This is a genomic window from Massilia sp., from assembly GCF_031995545.1.
Classification (GTDB): domain Bacteria; phylum Pseudomonadota; class Gammaproteobacteria; order Burkholderiales; family Burkholderiaceae_D; genus Telluria.
This window is the reverse complement of record NZ_DAMAGA010000038.1, coordinates 1-18,331: the sequence shown is the minus strand read 5'-3', so window position 1 is coordinate 18,331 and position 18,331 is coordinate 1. Positions and strand designations below refer to the sequence as shown.

General features: G+C 65.2%; 12 protein-coding genes and 3 tRNA genes. 8 read left to right on the top strand and 7 right to left on the bottom strand.

Annotation, left to right across the window (positions count from 1 at the left end; genetic code table 11):
* Positions 1 to 96 precede the first annotated feature (96 nt).
* Positions 97 to 1,227, top strand: coding sequence for an NADH-dependent flavin oxidoreductase (locus RTQ83_RS20140; protein WP_312518504.1), 1,131 nt, complete (start codon positions 97 to 99; stop codon positions 1,225 to 1,227).
* 128 nt (positions 1,228 to 1,355) lie between these two features.
* Here the strand turns inward: RTQ83_RS20140 and RTQ83_RS20135 are convergent, their stop codons facing one another.
* From RTQ83_RS20135 to RTQ83_RS20105, 7 genes are all read right to left on the bottom strand, one after another.
* Positions 1,356 to 2,717 carry a DUF4832 domain-containing protein gene (locus tag RTQ83_RS20135; protein ID WP_312518501.1) on the bottom strand — a complete coding sequence of 454 codons (1,362 nt, stop codon included), beginning with the start codon at positions 2,715 to 2,717 and terminating at the stop codon, positions 1,356 to 1,358.
* Positions 2,717 to 5,416, bottom strand: coding sequence for an alpha-galactosidase (locus RTQ83_RS20130; protein WP_312518498.1), 2,700 nt, complete (start codon positions 5,414 to 5,416; stop codon positions 2,717 to 2,719). The genes RTQ83_RS20135 and RTQ83_RS20130 overlap by 1 nt, the downstream gene beginning before the upstream one ends.
* Positions 5,413 to 6,510: an amidohydrolase family protein gene (locus RTQ83_RS20125; RefSeq protein ID WP_312518495.1), complete on the bottom strand. Its 1,098-nt coding sequence runs from the start codon at positions 6,508 to 6,510 to the stop codon at positions 5,413 to 5,415. Before RTQ83_RS20125 ends, RTQ83_RS20130 begins: the two co-directional genes overlap by 4 nt.
* A 16-nt stretch (positions 6,511 to 6,526) precedes the next feature.
* Entirely contained in the window at positions 6,527 to 9,397 is a 2,871-nt protein-coding gene (locus RTQ83_RS20120) for a TonB-dependent receptor (protein WP_312518492.1), read from the bottom strand.
* 426 nt (positions 9,398 to 9,823) lie between these two features.
* Positions 9,824 to 10,759, bottom strand: coding sequence for a tRNA 2-thiocytidine(32) synthetase TtcA (gene ttcA / locus RTQ83_RS20115; protein WP_409456132.1), 936 nt, complete (start codon positions 10,757 to 10,759; stop codon positions 9,824 to 9,826).
* Positions 10,760 to 10,762: 3 nt separating this feature from the next.
* Positions 10,763 to 11,146, bottom strand: a complete 384-nt coding sequence (locus tag RTQ83_RS20110; RefSeq protein ID WP_312518489.1) for a dihydroneopterin aldolase — start codon at positions 11,144 to 11,146, stop codon at positions 10,763 to 10,765.
* Entirely contained in the window at positions 11,146 to 11,928 is a 783-nt protein-coding gene (locus tag RTQ83_RS20105; protein WP_312518487.1) for an SDR family oxidoreductase, read from the bottom strand. The genes RTQ83_RS20110 and RTQ83_RS20105 overlap by 1 nt, the downstream gene beginning before the upstream one ends.
* 62 nt (positions 11,929 to 11,990) lie before the next feature.
* Here RTQ83_RS20105 and RTQ83_RS20100 point away from each other — a divergent pair, with 62 nt between their 5' ends.
* The 7 genes from RTQ83_RS20100 to RTQ83_RS20070 all read left to right on the top strand — a co-directional run bounded on the left by RTQ83_RS20100 (position 11,991) and on the right by RTQ83_RS20070 (position 18,195).
* On the top strand, positions 11,991 to 13,139 hold the full coding sequence (locus RTQ83_RS20100) for an SAM-dependent methyltransferase (protein WP_312518483.1): 1,149 nt from the start codon (positions 11,991 to 11,993) through the stop codon (positions 13,137 to 13,139).
* Positions 13,140 to 13,306: 167 nt separating this feature from the next.
* Positions 13,307 to 14,305: a J domain-containing protein gene (locus tag RTQ83_RS20095; protein ID WP_312518481.1), complete on the top strand. Its 999-nt coding sequence runs from the start codon at positions 13,307 to 13,309 to the stop codon at positions 14,303 to 14,305.
* Positions 14,306 to 14,484: 179 nt separating this feature from the next.
* Positions 14,485 to 16,125, top strand: coding sequence for a response regulator (locus tag RTQ83_RS20090; RefSeq protein WP_312518478.1), 1,641 nt, complete (start codon positions 14,485 to 14,487; stop codon positions 16,123 to 16,125).
* A gap of 52 nt (positions 16,126 to 16,177) precedes the next feature.
* Positions 16,178 to 17,710 carry an HDOD domain-containing protein gene (locus RTQ83_RS20085; protein WP_312518475.1) on the top strand — a complete coding sequence of 511 codons (1,533 nt, stop codon included), beginning with the start codon at positions 16,178 to 16,180 and terminating at the stop codon, positions 17,708 to 17,710.
* 180 nt (positions 17,711 to 17,890) lie between these two features.
* Positions 17,891 to 17,975 (top strand) — tRNA-Tyr (locus RTQ83_RS20080).
* A gap of 38 nt (positions 17,976 to 18,013) precedes the next feature.
* Positions 18,014 to 18,087: transfer RNA gene (locus RTQ83_RS20075), tRNA-Gly, on the top strand.
* 33 nt (positions 18,088 to 18,120) lie between these two features.
* A tRNA-Thr gene (locus tag RTQ83_RS20070) sits at positions 18,121 to 18,195 on the top strand.
* Positions 18,196 to 18,331 lie beyond the last annotated feature (136 nt).

The window sequence follows — 18,331 nt, the reverse complement described above, 5'->3', positions numbered from 1 at the left end:
CTTGACCGCAGCTAATGACGTGAAGATCGACTACACGATCTGATTCGCTGGGCGCCGCGCATAAATTGCGCCTCATCTATATCAAGGTACAACTTTTTGAAACACCCAAAACTATTCGCGCCAATGGCGCTCATGCCGGATCTCGTCCTGCGCAACCGGATTGTGATGGCGCCGATGACTACCTGGGCCAGCAACGACGACGGTACCATTTCCGACGAAGAAGATACGTACTATCGCTGCAGGGCAAAGGATGTCGGTCTCGTCATCACTGGCTGTACTCACGTGCAGTCAAATGGCGTGGGCTTCACCGGTGAGTTTGCCGCCTATGACGACACCTTCATTCCAAGCTTGCGTAAGTTGGCCACGGCAGCCAAAAGCGGAGGTGCTCCGGCCATCCTGCAGATTTTCCATGCAGGAGTGAAAACGCTGCCAGAGCTGGTGGGCGATGTTATCGCGGCCAGCGCAGTGCCGGGCCATGCAGGACCGTTCGCGGGCGCCATCGTCCCACGGGCACTGGAAGACAACGAAGTCATGGGAGTCATCGATGCTTTCGCCGCAGCCACTCGCCGGGCCATCGTCGCCGGTTTCGATGGCATCGAGCTGCACGGCGCCCACGGTTTCCTTCTACAGAATTTCTTCTCTCCGCATTTCAACGTCCGCACGGACAAATGGGGCGGTTCGCTGGAAAACCGCATGCGCTTTCCCCTTGCGGTGGTTGCGGCAGTCAAGGCAGAGATTGCCGAACACGCCCATAAGCCATTCGCGCTGGGCTATCGCATCACGGTCGAGGAAGAGTTCGAAGGCGGCCTGCAGCTGGCTGATTCGCTCCAGCTGGTAACCAGTCTGGTCGACGCCGGTATTAACTACCTGCATGTATCGCTAGGTAGCGCGTTAGATCAGAAACCAGCCAAAAGCGGCCCCGATGCGACGATCGTCAGCATACTGCATAACCACATCGACGGGCGCATTCCGCTAGTGGCAGCAGGCCAAATCAAGACGCCTCGGCAGGCTCAAAACGCGTTGAATCAGGGCCTATCGCTGGTAGCCGTGGGTCAAGGCCTCGTGATCAACCCAGACTGGGTCGCTGATGCGCGCACCGGTCGCGACAGCGACATCCCCCTGGCCATTTCTGCCGCTGACGTGGCATCGGCACGCATTCCTCACAAGCTGTGGGCTGTCATTGAAGCCACGCCTGGATGGTTCAATGTCGTTGCCTCGCCAGCCTAGGCTTTGGATTGCGACACTAGGAAGGACCGCTTTTGGCCGATTGCGGACGGTCGGCACAGCTCAGTGTACCCGGCTGTTGTCTCCAGAGCAACTAGAGGGTTTTGTCAGGCGTTCTAAAGCAGAACGCTTCAGCGAATGCGCAGCGTGGTCCCGGTGCGGAACGCCCCCAGCGCGACATCCCATCCCTGCGCCTTGTCGGCATCGTCGGCATTGGCGGGACGCACGCTGTAGCGCGCGTCTCCGGCCAGCGAGGCGGCGCCATCCGGCAAGGCCAGCAGTACATCGTACACACCGCCGCGCGTGCCGCCCGGCACCTCGAATCGTACCTCCGCCTTGCTGGTCCGTTCCGGCAGCCAGGCGCGCGGGTCGACCGATGCCAGCGCAATCCGCAACACCGCGCCGCCGGCGCGTTCCCTGAGCACGAGCTGCACCGCACGCGGATTGAAGGCACGCGCCCAGCCGCGGTTGCGCACCGTCAGCGCCAGCTGGCCCGTGCCGCCGGCCGCCACAACGGCGCTATGCCGCAGCGTCAGCAGCTTGAAGCGGTAGCCCATGCTGCGTTTGACCTGCGCCATGCAGCCCTGCGCCTGCCAGCGGTCGTGAAACAGCTTTCGATAGTAGCTGTCGTTCAGGTAGGTCAGGCCAAATTGCCGTCCCTCGCGCAGGATGTCGCCGCAGTCCGCGCGCGGTGTCGGAGCCATCTCGTCCGCAGGATTGCAGGTCTCGGCGCCGAACGGCGCGATGTTCGCCAGCGCGGCCACGTAGTCGCGTTCTCGCCGGCGGGTGCTGGCGTCTTCGCTGTAGGTGCCGACATCGGTGGTCGAGGCCAGGAAGCAGTCGTTGTGCACGCCGATGCGCGCTGTGGCCGGCCACGCCATCAGGTAGGGGGGATAACGCAACTGCAGGAAGCGGTTGGCCGGCAGGGCGCCCAGCAGCGCGTCGCGGATCCGGGCGCGCGCCGCCGGTGCGGTGAGCTCGTTGGACGAGGTGTGCCATTCGCCCCAGGCGCCGACGAATCCGGCCTGCAGATAGGCGATGACATCCGCATTCGCCGCCAGCACCGGCTTGAGTTGGTCGATGTGGCTCAGCACACGATCAAGCGGGGCATCCTGCGCCGCCTGATACCCGGTTTCGCCGGCAGGGTAGTTGTAGATAAAACGCGGAATAACCTTCAGGCCGGCGCGCCGCGCGATGGCGAAGCCGCCGGACACCTCGGCCAGCAGCGCCGCGGGCAGCGCCGCATCGGCATACCGGTCCAGCCGCACCGGCGCATAGACCAGGCGGTAGCCGGCCGCGAACTGGGCATCGGCTTGCGCCTGCGTCCAGGCGGCCAGGTTGTCGGCCGCCCAGACATACATGCCGCGCTCGGGATTGGCGACGTCGTCATCGGTGCCACCGAACGTGGTGCCGACCATGGCGCCTGGCAGTGGCGCCGCCTGCGCCGACAGCGCCACCAGCAGCAGGGCGATCGGGCACAGGCGCCGCGGCATCACGCGTCCAGCAGGCGGCCGAAGGCGGCCGGGACGTGGAAGTCGGGCTTGCCGCCGCCGGTGCCGGTCGGGCTCCAGGCGGAATGGACGCGCTCCTTGCCGGCCCCTTCCACGCGGAACAGGTTCAGGCGCCAGCCATCCCCGCCGCTGTCCTGCATCGGCACCGCCAGCTCGGCGGTCCAGACCTTGTTGCCGGCATCGACGTGGGTTCTGGCGCGGCTGCCGCCGTTGATGCGCTTCTTGCCCGACACCTCGACCGCGATCTCCTGCAGCATCCCGTTGGGCGCTACCTGCACCTCGCGGTAGCTGTTCAGGCCCGCGCGCTGCGGCGCCTGCAGGAACACCTCGACCACGTCGCGCTCCCACAGCGGCCAGATGGTGCTGTCCGAGCCGGCGCGCTCGAAGGTGTTCACCGACTCGAACTTGCAGATGAAGCGCAGGTACAGCTGGCCGGCGCCGCGCAGCAGCTGCACCCGGGTCGATTGCGGACCGGCCAGCGGTTTACCCTGCCAGTCGTGGCGGAAGAAGGTGGTGGGCGCGTCGGCCCATTGCGATGCGCGCGGGAAGCCGTCCGACGCCACCTGCGCGACGCGGCCGGCGAATGCCACCGGCAGCGCATCGGGAAGGTCGGGCCGCGCCTCGATCAGCAGGCTGTGGCCGAAGCGGATCGGGAGCGTCGGACTGGCGGCCGTCACCTTGCCCAGCACCTTGCCGCTGAGCGACTCGCGTACGGTCCAGGCGCCCGGTCCCAGGCCGCGCAAGGCAATCGCGCCGTCCCACTGGTCGGCATAGAAGGCGTAGTGCATGGCGCCGCCCTGTTGCACCACGTGGGTCTCCGGCTTGTCGAAACCAAGGTCGTACAGCTCGCCGCGGTAACGGCCTTCGGCCAGCCGCTGTTTGTTATACAGGTCGACCCACTGGCGCCAGTGCGCTTCGCGCTCGGGCGTGAGCAGGAACGAGTCCTTGGGTTTGGGATCCACCGGCCAGGTGAACTTGGTGGCCACCACCGCGCCGATGCCGACGCTGGAGGCGAAATCCTGGCCGCCGGTGCTCAGCTCCACGTGGTCGCCTGCGTACGCCGACCATGGCCCCATCAGCGCCTTCAGGGTTTTGCCCTTGTGCCGTACCTGCCAGCTCGAGAGCGGGTCGGACGACGGCGCCTGGTCCATGTACGGCATGTTGTGGAAGGCGTAGCTGGTGCCGCAAGGGCAAACCTCGACCACCGCTTCCGGGTTGGCCGCATGCGCCACGTCGTGCATGACCTTGTAGAAGGCGGACACCGCCTCGACCGATTCTTCCGGCCGCTGGTGCTTGTGCTTGGGATTGAAGCAGGGCGCCACGCCATTCAGGTGCTGGCCATCGACCTTGAGGCCGTCGAAGCCCCAGTCGGCGATGATCATCCTGATCGTCGCGGCCAGGCGCGCCTGGGTCTTGTCGTAGGCAGGGCACAGGTAGAAGCAGTTCCACCACGTCACGTCCTGGGGGGCCCCGGCTTCATCGAGCAGCAGCAGGTCGGTGTGCTCGTGCAGCTCGTCGCTGCCGGGGGCCACGGCCAGCGGCGCGATCCACAGCCGCGCCTTCATGCCGCGCGCGTGGATGTCGGCCACCAGCGCCTTCATCTCGTCGCCGCCGCGCGGGAACTTGGCCAGGTCCGGCGTCCAGTCGCCGGTCTTCACCTGCCAGCCGTCGTCCAGCACCGCCCACTTGAAGCCCAGCTCCTGCACCTTGGGCAGCGTGGCGCGCACGTAGTCGAGCGAGAAGTCGCGTTCGTAGCCCCAGGCGCACCACTGCGCCTCATAGGCGCTTTGCGGCGGCTCGGGCGCGGCCATGCCCTGCGCCGCCATCAGGATGCGATAGCGCTCCAGCGGCACGTAAAAGTCGCCGCGGTGCACGGCGATGAAGGTCGGCGGCGTGGCCAGCGTGGCGCCAGGCGCCAGCGTCTGCGCCTGCTCCTTCTCTTGCGGCAGGTCGCCGCGCAGGCAGATGTCGACCTGGTCGCCTGCTGCCTTCACCGGCAGCGAAACCAGCAGCGGCTTCAGAGCCAGGTGGCCGACCGCCAGGCCGACATCGCGCCGCCAGACATCGGCCACCGGCGTGCCGCCGCCGTAGTCCGACGCGTTCATGCCCATGAAGTTGCCCTGCTCGTAGCCGCGCTTCACCGGCTGCACCCAGTCGCGCCGGTCGGCGTGGCTGGCGCCGGAATAGGTCCAGTAGCCGCCCGCATGGCGCGGCGCGGCGGCCAGGCGGTGCGCGCCGTTGACCCAGGCGTCGATCGCCAGCGGCTTGGTTCCCGTGTTCACGTAGCTCACGTCGAGCAGGGCCAGGCCCGGATGCTCGTCGAGCAGCGTTACTGTCACGCGCTTTTCGATGCCTTCCTTCGAGCTGCCGACCAGGTGCAGCGCCTGGCCGGCGCCGAACAGGGTGGTGGCGCGCGCCGGTTTGGCTTCGCGCAGCGTGAAGCGTCCGAACGGCTTGCCGCCCACGACCAGGTGTTCGCTAGTGTCGAAGCCGGTCAGCACGGTCGGCTGCTTGCCCACCAGGCTGACGATGCGGCAGCGCATCTGCTCGTCGAACTGCAGCGACACGGCGCTGTCCTCGACGCGCACATGGCCCTTGCCGGCGGCGGCATGGGCGAGCGGGATCTGCGTGGCCAGCGGGGCGGCGCCCAGCCAGCCGAGAAATGCACGGCGCGCGGTCATGGTTGGCCTCCCCATGCACCCGGGAAGGCGCGTTCGGCATTCGTGCGATACAGCTTGTCCACCACCTCGCGCGGCAGGCCCAAGCCTTGCACCGGTTTATCGAGATCGGCGACCTTGATGGAGTCCGACGTGTTGAAGTAGCGCCAGTGCATGCGCCATACCTGTTCAGCCTCGCGTCCGAGCGCGGCGCCGTCCTGGCCCGGAGCTTGCGCCATGTCGCTGCCGTACATGATGCGGTCCTGGTACTTGATGAAGAACTGGCGCACGCGCTCGCGGTCTTTCTGGCTCTGGAACTGCACCTGGCCGATGCGCGCCGCGATGTCCACCACCGCGGTCGGGAAGCGGTCCAGGAACGCGGCCAGTTCGTCGACGTCGCGCTCGAGCGACGCCAGGTGCACGCCGATGAAGTGCAGGTCCGGGTGCGCCGCCACCATGCGGTCGCGCGCGGCCATCTGGGCTTCCCAGCTCGGCATCTCGGGGTGCCGGTGCATGTGGTACTGCGGATGGGCCTTGAAGTAGGCGCGGTCGTTATTCGTCGTCATTTTATTCAGCGGCAGCCAGCAGTTGTGCGGCTCGCCCTGGTGGCCGAGCAGCGGGATGCCTTGCCGCGCCAGGTCGTCGAACAACGGCGCGAAGCGGGCGTCGTCGATCATCACCAGCTGCTTGTCGCTGTCGCGCAGATCCATGCCGATGTTCTTCCATACCTTGACGCCCACGGCGCCGGCTTGCGTCGAGCCGGCCAGGCGATGGCGGGTGGCGGCCAGCCAGGCCGGCTGGTCGGAGCCGGCGACCGAGAAGCTGGCGACCCAGGCAACGTCTTGCGGGAACTGCTTTTTCAGCGCGATGGCGACGCGCTGCTGGTCGTCCAGCGGCGGAAAGTCGGGGTAGTCGACGTTGATCGTCAGTACCTTGAAGTTCTGGGCCTTGGCCGACGCCATGAAGGCCGGCGCCTCGTCGTGCAGGTGCAGGTGGACGTCGATCTTGGCGACGCCGGCGTAGTCGGCCATGGTGTAGCTGGCCGCATCGGCAGCATGGACCGGGAAAGACGCCGCCCCGCACAGCAGGGCGGCAAACGAGAAGACAAATGATCGCATCAGGACTCCAGTTTCATCAGAACTTCAGGCTCGCACCCACGGTGATCGAACGGCCATAACGATAGTAGCCGTTGGGCAGGCTGACGACGCCGTTGGTCAGCTTGGGCGTCTGCTCGGCGTCGGTCAGGTTGTTGCCTTCGATGCTGATGCGCAGCGACTTGTTGACCTCATAGGCGAGCTGGGCCGTGAGCCAGGTCACCGAACTGGCCACCTCGTTGAAGCCGGAACCGATCACGTTGGTGGCGGTGACGAACGAGTCGGTGTAGTCGGCGGTGGCGCTCATGCTCCACGGGCCACGCTCGTACAGCACGCCCAGCGACGCGGTCGCCGGCGCGATGCCTTCGAGCGGACGCTCGATGCCTTGCACCCAGCTGCTCGACAGGTTGCGGGTGTACTGGGCGCGCACGCCGAAGCCGTTGTCGAACAGGTGCTGCAGGCCGATTTCCATGCCGCGCGCCTTGGCGCTGTCGCCGTTGATCGGACGCTGGACATTGAACAGGCGTCCGCCGGGCGCGCCGATGTCTTGGCCGGTCAGCCACAGGTTGGTGATCTGGTTCTTGATGTTCTTCTGGTACAGGGCCAGGGTCAGGGCCGAGTTCTTGGCGTAATACCATTCCAGCGAGATGTCGCCCTGGACCGCGGTGTACGGCTTGAGGTCGGCATTGCCGCCGTAGATTTGCGTGAAGTCGCCCCACGAGATGCTGGCGGTGGTGCTGGACGGCGCCAGCTTGTCCACCGACGGCCGCGCCATGGTCTTGGCGGCGCCCAGGCGCAGCTGCAGGGTGTCGGTCAGCGAATAGGTGAAGTTGGCCGACGGCAGCGCGTAGGTATAGCTGGCATCCTGCTGGACCACCGACGGATCGGCATAGACGGCGGTGTAGTTGAACGCGCCGTACTCGATGATGTCGTTGATCTTGGCGTCCCAGGCCTGGGCGCCGGTCTTGGTGTGCACCAGGCGCACGCCGACGTCGGCGAACCAGCGCTCGCCCTGCAGGTCGGCCTGCACGAAGGCGGCCGAGGTCTTTTCGGTCACGCGGTAGCTTTCCAGCGGGTTGAAGGCGGGCGCCGACAGGGTCGAGCTGTACACGCCGCCGCCCGGGCGCGGCTTGCCGTCGTAGCCGGCCAGCGCCTGCGCGTAATTGTCGATGTCGAAGCCGAGGAAGCTGCGCGGGAAGTTGCCGCTCACGCCCGAGAGGAAGCCGCGCGGGGTGAAGGTCTGGTTGATGACGTTGCCGCCCAGGTCGCCCACGTTGATCGCGTTCTCGCCGGAGTAATGGTCGGCGCCCGCGTTGAAGGCGTTGTTGATCATGTCGCGCGACTTCTTGCGGTTGGTGTGGCTCAGGCCGAATTTCAGGCGGTCGACATTGAAGCGGTCCACCTTCCAGTCGGCATCGAGCGTCGCGCCACCGATGCGGTCGTCGATATTGTCGCCGGCGCGGCTGTAGTAGTGGGTATTGAAGTCGTTGGCGGTGAACAGGCCCTGGGCCAGGCCGCTCTGCAGGTCGCGGCCGTCGGCCAGCGTGGTGGTGACGTCGGGCACCGCGCCGCCGTTGAGGCGGATGCGCGTCACGTTGGGCTGGTTCATGCGCAGCACGACGTAGCTGTCCTTGCCGCCGGAGTCGCGCTTCGAGGTCGACAGGTAGGCGTCGCCTGCCACGGTCAGTGACGGCGAGACCTTCCATTCGGCCCGGGTGCCGATCATGGCGGTATCCACCACCCGGTACTCGGTCATGTTCAGGACTTCGGGATTCAGGCGCAGCTCGGGGTCGCTGCTGTTGAGGGTCATGTCGGTCACCACGTTGTTGGTGACCTTGATGTCGGACCAGCGGCCCGGCGCAAACAAAGGGTAGTACGACAGCTGGTAGCCGACCTGGGGCGAATCGAGGCGGGTCGCGAAGCCGTCGACGATGACTTTCACGTCGCTACGCGGGCGCCACTCCACCTTGCCCGAGAGCGCCATGCGTTCCTTCTTCTCCATGATGGAACCGAAGCGGAACTGGCCCGGGGCGATCAGGCCTTCTTCGCTGGGGTCGAGGACGCCGTTGCCGTTGGGATCGATGGCGCCGCCCCAGGTGTTGCCGGATTCCCAGAACTGGCTGGGGTCGCTCGGGATCGCGTTGCGCGACCAGCCGCCATCGTTGCCGGCGGTGTCGGTGCGCACGTCGCGCTTGGCATACACCACGCCCAGCAGCACGCCGACCTTGTCGTTGAAGGTGTTGCTGTAGGTGCCCGACAGCTTCTTGCCGTTCAGGTGGCTCATCTGGTTGCGGTCGCCTTCCACGCGCAGCAGGCCGCGCTGGCCCTTCTGGTCGAACGGGCTGGCCGAGCGCAGGTTGACCAGGCCGCCGATCGCGCCTTCCATCAGCTGCGCCTGGGTCGACTTGACGACGTCGGCGCCATTGATGACGTCGGCCGGCAGCACGTCATAGGCGAAGTCGCGGCCGGCGCCGTCGGTGCCCAGCAGGCGGCCGTTGAAGGTGGTGATCGTATAGTCGGGGCCCAGGCCGCGGATGCTGACCCGCTGGCCTTCGCCGCCGGCGGTACGCGAGATCGCGACGCCGGTGATGTGGCTGAGCGAGTCGGCCACGTTGTTGTCCGGGAAGCGGCCGAGTTCGGTTGCGCTGATGCTGTCCTGCACCACCGCCGAGTTGCGCTTGAGCGCCAGCGACTGCTGCAGGCTGGCGCGGGTGCCGCTGACGACGACCTGTTCGACTTTTCCCTCGTCGGGCGTGGCGGTGACTGTATCGGCCGGCGCGGGGGCTTCCACCTGGGCGTGGACTGGTGCCGCCAGCGTGGCCAGTGCCAGCAGGCAGGCGGAAGTGAGCGGTTTCAGCACGGGGCGGGCGTGACTGGCAGCGTGCGGGCGGCATTGCAGATGAGAATTCATTTAACGCTTCCTTTTATAGGTTTGTTGGAGCAGCGTGGGCGAATCTTGTAGCTGGGAAGGGCTGACCGGTGGCGATCACCACGTCCGCCAGCCGCAGTGCAGAGCCGGCTGGCAGGAGTTGATCGGTGCTTTCGTTTGATTTCGTATGACGTACGCCTTCACTTACTGAGGTTTCGGTTTATAGATATCGAAAGCACCTTGGAGGGCGCTGGCGGATACAGTGTTATTGAGTCTATAGCGAAACTCTGTGCAACACAAAGCTTCTTACGATATTTCGAATTTCCTGTTGTATCTATGTTATTTTGGTTATTAATCTTTCGTTCGAAAGAAAAGAGCGCTAGGCACTTTTGTTTGAGACAGGCTGTGAACAGGCGAAAAAAAAGGCAGAACGCCGAAGCGTCTGCCTTTCTGGGGGGAAGGAGGGTGTTACAGCTGGGTCAGCGAAATCGTGTTGCTGGCCGGGGTCGAGCACGGCTCTTCATCGAACGCGATATCGCCCAGTGGATTGGGCACGCCATCGGTCTTCAGATCCACGAACCCGAACAGGTCCCGGTCCTGCAGGTGCGACGGCACCACGGTCGACAGCGACGAGAACACGTTCTCGACGCGGCCCGGATGCTTCTTCTCCCAGTCGCGCAGCATGGCCTTGATCTGCTTGCGTTGCAGGTTTTCCTGCGAACCGCACAGGTCGCACGGAATGATCGGGAAGCCCTTCACTTCGGCATAGCGCTCGGTATCGGCTTCCTTCACGTAGGCCAGCGGACGGATCACCATGTGCTTGCCATCGTCCGACACCAGCTTGGCCGGCATGCCTTTCAGCTTCCCGCCGAAGAACATGTTCAGGAAGAAGGTCTCGAGGATGTCGTCGCGGTGGTGGCCCAGTGCGATCTTGTTGCAACCCAGCTCATCGGCCACGCGGTACAGGATGCCGCGGCGCAGGCGCGAGCACAGCGAGCAGGTGGTCTTGCCTTCCGGGATCAGGCGCTTGACGATGCTGTAGGTGTCCTGGTTCTCGATGTGGTACGGCACGCCCAGTTTATCCAGGTAGGCCGGCAGCACGTCGGCCGGGAAGTTCGGCTGCTTCTGGTCCAGGTTCACCGCGACGATGTCGAAGTGGATCGGCGCGCGTTCGCGCAGCGTCATCAGGATGTCGAGCAGGGCGTAGCTGTCCTTGCCGCCGGACAGGCAGACCATCACCTTGTCGCCGTCCTCGATCATGTTGAAGTCGCCGATCGCCTGGCCCACCAGGCGGCACAGGCGCTTGTGCAGCTTGTTGTTCTCGTGCGCGATTTTTTCGGCACGCTTAGCGGACACCTCATCGGCGGCAGGCTGTTCCAGGTTTTCCGTGGTCATGCTGTTCATAAATTACTCTTTGAATTTGAATACTTCGACGCCGGCCGACAGGCAATCCGGATATACCTCGCGCTTTTCGGTCATCACGCGTGCGGCCACCACTTTCGGGTGCGCCAGCACCAGCGCGACGATCGCATCGCACAGGGTTTCCTGCAGGTTGATGTGGCCGCGGCTGATGATGTCCCGGATGCCGGGACGCACGAAGTCGTGGTTGACGATTTCGTCGAGCTCGTCCGACAGCGGCGTGTTCCACTCCAGCGGCACCCAGAATTCGATGTTCACGACGACGTGCTGCGATTTGTTCTTTTCGTGGGAATAGGCGCCGATCTCCATGTCCAGGCGGTAATCGCGGATGAAGAGGCGGCGGCAGTGTTCCAGGCGCGGGTGAATGAACATTAGGTATTCCTGTTGATGAGGCTGAAATCGCGGGACATGGGCATCAGGTGCTGGCCGCCATCGACCAGCAGCGTGGTGCCGGTCAATGCCCGGTTGCGGGCGGCGAACACGACGGCCTGCGCCACCTCGTCCGGCCGGCTCGACTCTCCGAGCGGCGACAGCGCGTGGGTGGCGCAGAATTCTTCTTCGGTCTGCAAATGGCTGATCATTGTCAGCCCCGGCGCCACGCCGACCAGGCGCACGCGCGGTGCCAGCGCCTGCGCCAGCATGGTGGTGGCGCTTTCCAGCGCCGCTTTCGAGAGGGTGTACGACAGGAAATCGGGATTCAGGTTGTACAGCTTCTGGTCGAGCAGGTTGATCACCACCGCTTGGCTTCCCTCCGGCGTCGCATCGAACAGCGCGCGCGCCAGCAGGATCGGCGCCGCCAGGTTGATGTGCATGTGGCGGTCGAGGCGCGCGTGCGAGAAATCAAGAGCGGCATCATAATCGAAAAGCGAGGCGTTGTTGACGATGCAGCTGACCGGCCCCAACAAAGTGTTCGCTTCTGGCAACAAGCGGCGCACGGCGGCCTCGTCGGCCAGCTCGCACTGCAGCGCCACCGCGCGCCGGCCCAGGGCCTCGATCTCGGCCACGGTGCGTTCGGCCTCTGCGCTGGACGCGCCGTAGTGGACCACGATGTCCCAGCCGGCTGCGGCCAGCTCGAGCGCGATGGCGCGTCCCAGCCGCTTGGCGGCGCCGGTCACCAGCGCGACTTTGTTGTTAGTGGAAGAGATTGTGCTCATCGATATCGGCGCGCCATCGGTAGAATGGCGGTTTGCCCTTGGTTCCTCATTTAAATAACGCGATGTCCCTGCCCGTACCCGACCCCGATGCGCTCGCCGCTTCCCAATCCCTGCAACAGTTGATCGCCGCCGAGATCGAACGAGACGGCGGACAGATCGCGTTTTCGCGGTTCATGGAACTGGCGCTGTACGCGCCGCGGCTCGGCTACTACAGTGGCGGCGCGTCCAAGCTCGGCGCTGACGGGGATTTCACGACCGCGCCCGAGATCACGCCGCTGTTCGGCGCGACCCTGGCGCGCGTGGCAGCCGCTATTATCGCCCAAAGCGCGCCCGACATCATCGAGTTCGGCGCCGGCACCGGCCGCCTGGCACGCGATGTGATCACGGCGCTGGGGCAACAGGGCGTCGAGTTGAACTCGTACACCATCATTGAGCTGTCGGGCGAACTGCGTGCGCGCCAGCAGGAAGCGTTGAAGGATTTGCCACAGGTGCGCTGGCTCGATGCGATGCCGGAATCGTTCAGCGGCGTGGTGCTGGCCAACGAGGTGCTGGACGCGATGCCGGTCGAGCTGGTGATCCGCACGGCCGGCGGCTGGATGCGCCAGATGGTGACGATCGAGAACGGCGCCTTCGCCTTCGTCCAGGCGCCGCTCGGGGCCGGGCTGCAAGAACAGCTGGCGCGCCAGGTGCCCGAGCACGAGCACATGCTGGAAGGCTATGTCACCGAGCTGCACCCGGTCGGCGCCGGCTTCATGGGCTCGCTGGCCCAGATGTTCGCCGGAGGGCGTGGCGCGGCCATCCTGCTCGACTACGGCTTCCCGGCCCACGAGTACTACCTCGACCAGCGAATCGGCGGCACGTTGATGTGCCACTACCGCCACCATGCACACCCGGATCCGTTCTACCTGCCGGGCCTGCAGGACATCACCGCCCACGTCGACTTCACGGCGATGGCGCTGGCGGCCCAGGATGCCGGCCTGCCGGTGCTGGGCTATATGAACCAGGCCAGCTTCCTGCTGAGTGCCGGAATCGGCGAACTGTTGCTGGAAAACGACCCTGAACAAGCGATTTCGTATCTACCCCATTCCCGGGCAGTGCAAAAACTGGTGTCTCCTGCTGAAATGGGAGAGTTGTTCAAGGTGCTGATAGTTGGTAACGATGTGCAATTGCCTGACGCAATCGTGCGCGCAGACCGCAGCCACAGGTTGTAGACTATTTGACATCTTGCACACCGGACACAAATCCGGCTAAGCTGTGAGACTAGGAACCTATTCCGGTAGGTTCTAAGACGGTAAGATATCTCTGCGCCTGGTTGGGCGACCGGAATCGGCCGAGGACAATGACGGCGGCAAGCACCAGCGGGCAGACTTGACACACCATGGCCAAGATTCACACACACTATGACAACCTGAAGGTGTCGCGTCATGCGCCGCAGGAAGTCATTCGTGCATCCTACAAGGCCCTGAGCCAGAAATACCATCCCGACAAGAATCCGGGCGACGAAAAGGCCGCCCGCATCATGGCCATCGTCAATACGGCCTACAACATCCTGTCCGACCCGATCCGGCGCAAGGAGCACGACGACTGGATCGCGTCCGAGGAATGGGAAGTCGAGTGGGTCGAGAGTTCCAACGCCAAGGAAGGCCAGCCGCGCAAGGGGCCGGAACCGGCCTGGGATGCCCAGCAACAGCAGCAGCCGGCGCGTCCGCGGCGTGCACACCTGGCGCGCGATTCGCGCTGGTGGCTGGGTTTGATGGGCGCCTTCATCGCCGGCGCCTCGGTGGCGGTGATGCTGGGCGAGCAGCCGCAGCTGCTCCCTAGCGCCCTGGCCTGGAGCGGCCTGGGCAAGGCGGACGCGGTGAGCGTCGCCCATGCCGACGAGCCCGGCCGCGACGCCAGCATCGATGGCTGGGCCAAACGCAACGCCAGCACTGGCAGCACCAGCGCGCTCGGCGTCAAGGAGCCGCCACCCGAGGTGCGCGCGCTGGCCGTGACCCAGCTGGTGGTGCCGGAACACGCGCCCGACTGCGGCACCGACCTGCAGACCCTGAGCGCTCCCAGCGGCGACCCGTGGCCGCTCGAATCGAGCTATCTGCCCGGCTACCCGGTCGGCAACGACGGCACCGAGATGCAGGTGCTGATCGACAATAGCGGCAACGCCTCGCCGGTCTTCGTCAAGCTGTACGACCTGGATCGCCGCTCGAACGTGCGCCACGCCTACGTGCAGTCGCGCTCGACCTTCAATATCGACAAGCTGGCCGCCGGCAAGTATGAAGTGCGTTACCAGAACATCATCGTCGGCGCCAACAAATCCGACTGCGACGCCAGCCGCCGCACCGCGCTGTACCGGGCCACGGCAGCCACGCCGGAAGCCTGAATCCACCCTTGATTTGGCGATGAACGGCAGCGTTGTCGTTTTTTGTACGCATCGCCCGCTGCAGCATCGCGGCTATACCCGATTTAAATTTTTTTAGTTCCCAGCCGTAATATACTGGCCCGATGCCGCATGCCCATGCAGCCGCGGCCCATGCCCATCGCAGGCTTATACGGATAACAATGAACGAACTGGAAGGCCTGACGGCCCTGATCATCGAGCCCCACGCCGGGATGCGCGCCAGCATCCACAGCATGCTCACGCTGTGCGGCCTGACCCGGATCGAGCATGCCAGCACCTCGAACCAGGCCGTCAAGCACCTGACCCTGCGCTCGTTCGACCTGATCCTGTGCGAGTACGACCTGGAAGGTGGCCAGGACGGCCAGCAGCTGCTGGAAGACCTGCGCCACCACAAGCTGATACCACTCGCCACCATGTTCTTCATGGTCACCGCCGAAGGCAACCACAGCAAGGTGGTCAGCGCCGCCGAGCTGGCACCGACCGACTACGTCCTGAAGCCCTTCACCGCCGAGCGCCTGCTGGAGCGCATCGCGCGTGCGCTCGACAAGCGCAACGCCTTCCTGCCGGTGTATACCCTGATGGAAGCGGGCGACCAGCACGAAGCGATTGCCGCCTGCATCGAAGGCCAGCGCCTGCACACCCGCTACGCGGTCGACTTCCTGCGCCTGCGCGCCGAGCTGCACATGTTCCTGGGCGAAGCCGAGCAGGCCGAGCCGATTTATCGCCAGCTGGTCGAGATCAAGGCAATTGCCTGGGCTCGTCTCGGCCTGGCCAAGACGCTGTTCCTGCGCAAGCGCTACGCCGAGACGCGCGACATCCTGGAAGACCTGGTCGACAGTAACCGCAATTTCGTCGACGCCTATGACTGGCTGGCGCGCACCCATGCCGCCGCCGGCGAGCTCGGCAAGTCGCAGGCGGTGCTGGCCGAAGCGGTGGCGGTGTCGCCGCATGCGGTGCGGCGCCTGCGCACGCTGGCCGATACCGCGTTCGAGGCGGGCGACGTCGACACCGCCGAAAAAGCCCTGCGCCAGGTGGTGGGCAAGGCCAAGTATTCGGAATTCCGCGACCCCGAAGACCACGTGAAACTGGTGCGCACGCTGGTGACCAAGGGCGACCCGGTGTCGGCCGCCACCGTCGTGCGCGACCTCGAGCGTTCGATGGGCGGGCGCGCCAACACCCCGCTGTGCAGCGCAATCGCCTCGGCCCTGGTGCACGAATACACCGGCAACGAAGCGCGCCTGGGCGAGTCGCTCACCAGCGCCCTGGCCGCCTGCAAGGATGCGCCCGGCCTGTCGGCCGACATCAAGCTGGAACTGGCGCGCAGCTGCCTCGACAATGGCATGGAAGAGGGCGCGTCCGGCATCGTGCGCGACGTGATGCGCAATGCCGCCAACGACACCGTGATGACCCGCGCCATGGGCGTGCTGGAAAAATCCGGGCGTGGCGAACTGGCGCGCGAGCTGGCCCAGCAGAGCCGCCAGCACGTGGTCGACCTGGTGGCCGACGGTGCGGCGCGCGCAAAAAATGGCGATTATCATGGCGCGGTGGCGCTGATGCTGGAAGCGGCGGTGAAGCTGCCGAACAACCCGGCGGTGGCGTTCAATGCCGCGCTGGCCTCCTTGCGTTGCCTGGAGCATATGGGCTGGGACGACAAGCTGGGCCAGCAGGCGATCGGCCTGATCGGCAACGTGCGCAAGCTCGACCCGCTCAACACCAAGCTGCCCGCCATGGCCGCGCTGCACCAGCAGATCCTGAAGCGCTATGGCAAGGGCGGGGCGGCGCGCCTGCGCAAGGCAAGCTGACCACGCCGGCCCAACCGACTCGAACGAGCTGAACCAACGAGCTGAACTGAACATGGCGGACATTCCCCAGGACGGCGCCGCGCGCCGCGTGCGCCCCGCCTTGCTGCGCAAGGTGGCCGGCAACGATGCCATGTTCGCGCTCGGCACCGCGGTCGCGCGCGTGATCGAGATGACGTCGTCCAGCGACCGCGGCACGCAAGACCTGGCGCTGCACGTGATGTCCGACCTGGCCCTGACCCAGCGCATCCTGCGCCTGTCGAACGCGGTGCAATACCGCACCGCCGGCGGCAACCAGGTCACCACCGTCTCGCGCGCCATTTCCCTGCTCGGCTTCGACAATGTGCGCAGCGCCGCGCTGGCGATGCTGCTGGTCGATGCGCTCGACGGCGGCCAGCAGGACGCCGCCGTGCGCGGGGAACTGGAAGCAGCCCTGTGCGCCAGCATGGTGGGCCGCGAGATGGCGCGCATCAGCCCGTACAAGGGCGCCGAAGAAGCGTCGATCTGCTGCCTGTTCAAGAACCTGGGGCCGTTGCTGGTGGCCAGCCACGAATACGACCGCTACCGCGAGATCGCGGCGCTGGTGGCGGCCGGCAAGTACACCCCGGCCCAGGCCTCGCAACTGATCCTGGGCTGCAGCTACGCGGCACTGGCCGAAGCGGTGCTGGTCGAGTGGGACATTCCCGAACTGATCGTGCGCGCCCAGGCGGCGCTGGCGCCGGGCCCGCTGCCGGTGGCAGAAGACCGCAGCGAATGGATGTGCCAGGTGGCCTCGTTCGGCATCGATATCGCGCGCCTGATGGGCAAGAGCCATGAACCGGCGCGCTCGCCCGAGGTGGCGGCGCTGCTGGAGCGCTACGGCGCGGCGCTGGAATTGGATCAAGAGGGGCTCGAGACGCTGTTCGGCACGGTGCAGGAAGGCATGACCGCCATGCTGCAGAGCCTGAGCTTCGAACGGGCAACCAAGAGCGACACGCCGCCGGCGGACGGCTTGCCGGGCGTGCTGATGCTGGCTTCGCTCGACGCCGGCGCCGACGATGAGGACGAGTTCCACTCCAGCGGCAAGCCGAAGAACGCGGCCGAGCGGCTGCTGGCCGGGCTGCAGGAAGTGACGCTGCTGCGCGGCTCGGGCAAGGCCGCGATGCACGAGGTGGCGCTGGCGGCGCTGTCCACGCTGCACGGCGCCATGGGCTTTCGCTTCTCCACCCTGTGCCTGCGCGACGCGCGCAGCAGCCAGTACCGGGCGCGCGCGGCGCTGGGCGAGAGTGCCGCCGCGTTGCAGGCCGGCTTCGCGTTTCCTGCAGCCGCCCGGCGCGACCTGTTCCACCTGGCGCTGGAAAACGACGCCGACATGATGATCGCCGATGCCTTCAGCCCCAAGATCCGCGACCTGCTGCCGGCCTGGTACAAGACGCTGCTGCCGGATGCCGAAAGCTTCATCGTGCTGCCGCTGGTGGTCAACAAGGTGCCTCTGGGCCTGTTCTACGCTGACCGCATCGTGCCGGCGCCGGAAGGCGTGCCGCAGGACGAGACCGCCTTGATCAAGGCGCTCAAGGCGCAAGTGCTGGCGGCGCTGGCGCCTGCCTGAGCCTGCGTTTGGCGGCGGGGATTAAATATTTTCATGTCATGCAAAAATCACCCTTGCAGCTTTACAGTCGGCCCGTTACAATCACGCCCCGAAGCAACGCTGTCAGGCGAAGTAGAAAATCTTCTACCAAAACCTGATTGACAGTACGTTGAGCTTGCTTCATACTCTGCGGTTCTTCGCGGTGGGGTGGCCGAGTGGTTAAAGGCAGCAGACTGTAAATCTGCCCTCTCTGAGTACGCTGGTTCGAATCCAGCCCCCACCACCAAAAAGAAGATCTGTGAAGTCGGATAGAAGTTGTACCTCGCGGGTGTAGCTCAATGGTAGAGCAGAAGCCTTCCAAGCTTACGACGAGGGTTCGATTCCCTTCACCCGCTCCAGTTAGTGCGGTGGTTTCTACATCGCAAAAATCAGCCCTTGTAGCTCAGTGGTAGAGCACTCCCTTGGTAAGGGAGAGGCCACGTGTTCAATCCACGTCAAGGGCACCAGAATTTTGGTTGGCAGTCGTAGCACTCGCCCGTCAGGTGTGCCTGGTAATTCCCAAAAATATCGTTAGATCTTAGGAGTCTGAAATGGCAAAAGGTAAATTCGAACGGACCAAGCCGCACGTCAACGTCGGCACCA

What these genes read in the sequence shown, in the direction of transcription:
- RTQ83_RS20135 (WP_312518501.1), bottom strand. Translation starts at nt 2,717, where the DNA reads ATGCCGCGGCGCCTGTGCCCGATCGCCCTGCTGCTGGTGGCGCTGTCG.
- RTQ83_RS20130 (WP_312518498.1), bottom strand. Translation starts at nt 5,416, where the DNA reads ATGACCGCGCGCCGTGCATTTCTCGGCTGGCTGGGCGCCGCCCCGCTG.
- RTQ83_RS20125 (WP_312518495.1), bottom strand. Translation starts at nt 6,510, where the DNA reads ATGCGATCATTTGTCTTCTCGTTTGCCGCCCTGCTGTGCGGGGCGGCG.
- RTQ83_RS20120 (WP_312518492.1), bottom strand. Translation starts at nt 9,397, where the DNA reads ATGAATTCTCATCTGCAATGCCGCCCGCACGCTGCCAGTCACGCCCGC.
- ttcA (WP_409456132.1), bottom strand. Translation starts at nt 10,759, where the DNA reads ATGAACAGCATGACCACGGAAAACCTGGAACAGCCTGCCGCCGATGAG.
- RTQ83_RS20110 (WP_312518489.1), bottom strand. Translation starts at nt 11,146, where the DNA reads ATGTTCATTCACCCGCGCCTGGAACACTGCCGCCGCCTCTTCATCCGC.
- RTQ83_RS20105 (WP_312518487.1), bottom strand. Translation starts at nt 11,928, where the DNA reads ATGAGCACAATCTCTTCCACTAACAACAAAGTCGCGCTGGTGACCGGC.
- RTQ83_RS20100 (WP_312518483.1), top strand. Translation starts at nt 11,991, where the DNA reads ATGTCCCTGCCCGTACCCGACCCCGATGCGCTCGCCGCTTCCCAATCC.
- RTQ83_RS20095 (WP_312518481.1), top strand. Translation starts at nt 13,307, where the DNA reads ATGGCCAAGATTCACACACACTATGACAACCTGAAGGTGTCGCGTCAT.
- RTQ83_RS20090 (WP_312518478.1), top strand. Translation starts at nt 14,485, where the DNA reads ATGAACGAACTGGAAGGCCTGACGGCCCTGATCATCGAGCCCCACGCC.
- RTQ83_RS20085 (WP_312518475.1), top strand. Translation starts at nt 16,178, where the DNA reads ATGGCGGACATTCCCCAGGACGGCGCCGCGCGCCGCGTGCGCCCCGCC.